The sequence below is a fragment of the Caulobacter sp. D5 genome, assembly GCF_003185805.1.
Classification (GTDB): Bacteria; Pseudomonadota; Alphaproteobacteria; order Caulobacterales; family Caulobacteraceae; genus Caulobacter.
Map to the genome: position 1 here is coordinate 1 of NZ_QHJY01000198.1, position 3,564 is coordinate 3,564.

Here is a 3,564-nt window from a genome sequence, read left to right on the forward strand (position 1 = left end):
CGGTTAGGACGCCAGATTTTCATTCTGGAGAGAGGGGTTCGACTCCCCTAGGGACTACCAACCGCAGCGTTCAAAATTTCCGACAGCATACAAAAGGCGCGACTAAACGTCGCGCCTTTCGCATTGCGCGCTCTCGGCATCATTTGGCCATTGACGGCTCTCCCTCCGCGAGAACAGTGTTATTCTTGTGGCGCTCGCTCCTTTGGGCTGTTTGGGCGAGCCAGAGGGGCGGAATGTCTGGTTACGACTTGGATGCATCGGCGGCGCACGAGGATCTCGTACGCATCAGCGGCCGCGTGAAATGGTTCGACGTCGGAAAGGGCTACGGCTTCATCGTTCCTGACGATCCGGGCCAGACGGGCCTGAAGGACGTCCTGCTTCACGTCACCTCGCTGCGCAACTGCGGCCGCGAGTCGGCGCTGGAAGGCGCCGTGATCGTCTGCGACGTGGTCAAGCGTCCCAAGGGCTGGCAGGTCAGCGAGGTCGTCGATCTCGACGAGACCTCGGCCCCGCCGCCGCTGGAGCGCCCCCGGCGCACCTTCGACGAGGCCGCGCCCCGTCGCGACGGCCTGCGCAGCGGCTTCGGCGGCGGCGCGTCGCGCCAGTCCCTGGAACCCGTCGGTCCGCCCGAGCGGGCCAAGGTCAAATGGTTCAACCGCACCAAGGGCTACGGCTTCGTGGTCCGCGACGAAGCGCCGGGCGACATCTTCGTGCACATCGAGACCCTGCGCCGCGGCGGCCTCGAAGACCTCCAGCCGGGCGACGACGTCATGGTCCGCTTCGCCCAGGGACCGAAAGGCCTGGTCGTCGCCGAGATCACGGCGGCCTGAGGCGGCGGTTTTTCGGCGGGCGAGGGGCGTCTAGGCTCGTCGCCCGTTTCACGGCTCCAGCGAGGCGCTTCTGGCCCTTCTCGACCATCCGCGGCGTCGCATCTCACCGAAAGGCCGAGGACTTGGCCCGGGGCGGGGGAGGCCCCACATCAGCCTGCCCACAAAGTTGGTGCTGCTGCTCTTTTGTCCTGTTGCGTAGAATCGGAAATCGCTTACAAGGCAACCCCTTGCTGGTGTCCGGAGCGTAGCGCAGCCTGGTAGCGCATCTGTTTTGGGAGCAGAGGGTCGCAGGTTCGAATCCTGCCGCTCCGACCACCAGCTGGAGTCGTTTGGAGAGGTCCATGCTCGCCCGCATCTATCGTCCCGCCAAGAACGCCATGCAGTCGGGCAGAGCCAAGACCAAGGACTGGGTGCTCGAGTTCGAACCGACCTCGGCCCGCAAGCCCGACCCCCTGATGGGCTGGACGCAGTCGAGCGACATGAACGGCCAGGTCCGCCTGACCTTCGAGACCCGCGACGAGGCCATCGCCTACGCCCAGCGCCACGAGATCTCGTTCCAGCTTTTCGAACCCAAGGTTCCCAAGCGGATCATCAAGGCCTACGCCGACAACTTCGCGACCAACCGCAAGCAGCCCTGGACCCACTGAGGGCCTCCCGGGCTAAGCTGGCCAGCGCGCGCCCTTAGCTCAGTTGGATAGAGCATTCGCCTTCTAAGCGAACGGTCGCAGGTTCGAATCCTGCAGGGCGCGCCAGCCTGGAGCAAATCCAGGCAATGCTAAAGCAGCCGATTCTACGCCATTATTACTCGACAGGGTCCTGAGTAGTTCGACCCTCGATCCGCATATCCTTGCTTCGTCCGGGGACAGTAATTCGACTTTTTGCGCCACGGCCCGGATGAGGTCTCTACGGTAGGCGCCATTATTGTCTCTAAACATGTCCCGGGTGGCTTGTGCGAACTTACGCAGCAGCTCAGGCGTCAGGGCGGGCATGATCTTGTCGATCGCCGCGGCGGCCCGCTGAGCATCGCCTTCGGCTTTGTCGCGCAGTTTTTTCAGGGCGATCATGCGCTGTTTGAGCGACTGATCGGTCGGGTCGATCGCGCCTTGCTCGATTGAGACGTAGAGGCGCTGCAGCCGCTGGTCGGCTTCTGTGGCCCGCTTGCGTAGGTCGGCGACGTGGCGATGGCGGCGCTCGATCCATTCGGACCGGCGGTCGATGATGTTGTCCATCATCGCGGCCAGCCGTTCGGGGTTGAGCAGGCGGTTTTCCAGATGGTCGATCACCGAGGCGTCCAGCAGATCCATCCGCACGGACATGCCCGGGCAGCCAGTCGCGCCCTGGCGGGCCTTGGTGGAGCAGGCGTAGTAGCGGTACGCCCCGTTCTTGCCGGTGCGGATGGTCATGGCCCCGCCGCAGTGACCGCAAGAGCAGATGCCGCCCAGAAGGATCGGGCTGGTGACGAAGCGCGGCGCCATGGCCTTGGGATTGCGCAGCGACAGCGCCCGCTGAACGGCGTCGAAGGTGTCGCGCTCGATCAGCGGCGGCACCGGCATGATGACCCGATCGGCGTCGTCCTTGGGCTCCTGGCTGGCCCAGTTGCGGCTATTGAATACGTGCTCGCCGATATAGGTGGTCCGGGTCAGGGTATGATGCAGGGAACTAATGCCCCACGGTTCGCGGACGGCATGAGGCTGCGTCCACGGAACGGATGGAGGTCGCTGGCTATCGCGGCGATCCCGAGCTTGGACGCTGCCGCGACCTGGGTGAGGCGGCCAAGGACGATCCAGCCTGCCGGCAGGCCTGGGCGCGCGCTCGGGCCCACTTCTTCGGCGAGGCCCGGCCATGAGCGACACCGGCGTCATCGACCGCTTCTTCGACACCTATGGCCGCTACATCGACAGCGGATTTGGACTGCTCGGCGGCGAGGTCGCCTTCCTGTCGACGACCCTGGTGGCCATCGACGTCACCCTGGCGGCGCTCTTTTGGGCCTGGGCCCATGGCGAGGACATCCTCGCGCGGCTGGTCAAGAAAACCCTCTATGTCGGCTTCTTCGCCTTTGTGATCGGCAACTTCCACACCCTGACAGGGATCGTGCTGTCGAGCTTCTCGGGCCTTGGTCTCAAAGCGGGCGGGGTGGGGACCACGGCCGAGGATTTTCTGCGGCCAGGTAAGCTTGCGGCGCTGGGCCTGGAGGCCTGCAAGCCGATCCTGCAGGCCGCCAATGATCTGAGCGGATTTCCCGGCTTCTTCGAAAACGCCGTTCAGATCCTGATCCTGCTGATCGTGGCGCTCCTCGTGATCGTCTCGTTCTTTGTCATCGCCGTGCAGATCTTCGTGGTGCTGATCGAGTTCAAGCTCGTCAGTCTCTGCGGCTTCGTCCTGGTGCCGTTCGGTCTCTTCGGGCGCACCGCGTTCCTGGCCGAAAAGGTCCTGGGCAACGTCATGGCCTCGGGCGTCAAGGTCATGGTGCTGGCGGTGATCGTCGGCATCGGCTCGACCTTGTTTTCCGAGTTCACCAGCCAGGCAGCCGGCCAGCCGACGATCGAGGACGCCCTGGCCATGGCCCTGGCGGCCCTGACCCTTCTGGGCCTTTCGATCTTCGGTCCCGGCATCGCTTCGGGCCTCGTCTCCGGCGCGCCGCAACTGGGCGCGGGCGCGGCCGTCGGCACCGGCATGGCTGTGGCCGGCATGGCCATGGCCGCGGCGGGCGCTGCCCAGATGGCGGCCGGCGCGG

Annotated in this window: 4 protein-coding genes, 2 tRNA genes and 2 pseudogenes; 7 read left to right on the plus strand and 1 reads right to left on the minus strand. The window is 65.1% G+C overall.

What is annotated here, in order from left to right; translation table 11 throughout:
• Positions 1–233 precede the first annotated feature (233 nt).
• The 5 genes from cspD to DMC18_RS26935 all read left to right on the plus strand — a co-directional run bounded on the left by cspD (position 234) and on the right by DMC18_RS26935 (position 1,945).
• Positions 234–830, plus strand: coding sequence for a stationary phase survival cold shock domain protein CspD (gene cspD, locus DMC18_RS14050; protein WP_110118267.1), 597 nt, complete (start codon positions 234–236; stop codon positions 828–830).
• Positions 831–1,068: 238 nt separating this feature from the next.
• Positions 1,069–1,145, plus strand: a tRNA-Pro gene (locus DMC18_RS14055).
• A 26-nt stretch (positions 1,146–1,171) separates the two neighbouring features.
• The gene (locus DMC18_RS14060; RefSeq protein WP_110118268.1) at positions 1,172–1,477 is read left to right on the plus strand and encodes an ETC complex I subunit; all 306 of its coding nucleotides are present in this window, start codon (positions 1,172–1,174) and stop codon (positions 1,475–1,477) included.
• 28 nt (positions 1,478–1,505) lie between these two features.
• Positions 1,506–1,582, plus strand: a tRNA-Arg gene (locus DMC18_RS14065).
• 195 nt (positions 1,583–1,777) lie between these two features.
• Entirely contained in the window at positions 1,778–1,945 is a 168-nt protein-coding gene (locus DMC18_RS26935; RefSeq protein WP_158285908.1) for a hypothetical protein, read from the plus strand.
• Positions 1,946–2,110: 165 nt separating this feature from the next.
• Here DMC18_RS26935 and DMC18_RS27310 read toward each other — a convergent pair.
• Positions 2,111–2,494, minus strand: a pseudogene (locus DMC18_RS27310) (recombinase zinc beta ribbon domain-containing protein); the annotation flags it as partial.
• Positions 2,495–2,532: 38 nt separating this feature from the next.
• Between DMC18_RS27310 and trbK-alt the strand changes: the two are divergent.
• Both trbK-alt and trbL read left to right on the plus strand, forming a co-directional pair.
• Positions 2,533–2,676, plus strand: a pseudogene (trbK-alt, locus tag DMC18_RS14075) (putative entry exclusion protein TrbK-alt); the annotation flags it as partial.
• Positions 2,673–3,564: P-type conjugative transfer protein TrbL (gene trbL, locus DMC18_RS14080; protein ID WP_110133023.1), on the plus strand; the 892-nt coding region annotated here is incomplete at its 3' end. The pseudogene trbK-alt and the gene trbL, both read left to right, overlap by 4 nt.

Coding starts and splice junctions, on each gene's coding strand:
- DMC18_RS14060 (WP_110118268.1), top strand. CDS start 1,172: ATGCTCGCCCGCATCTATCGTCCCGCCAAGAACGCCATGCAGTCGGGC.
- cspD (WP_110118267.1), top strand. CDS start 234: ATGTCTGGTTACGACTTGGATGCATCGGCGGCGCACGAGGATCTCGTA.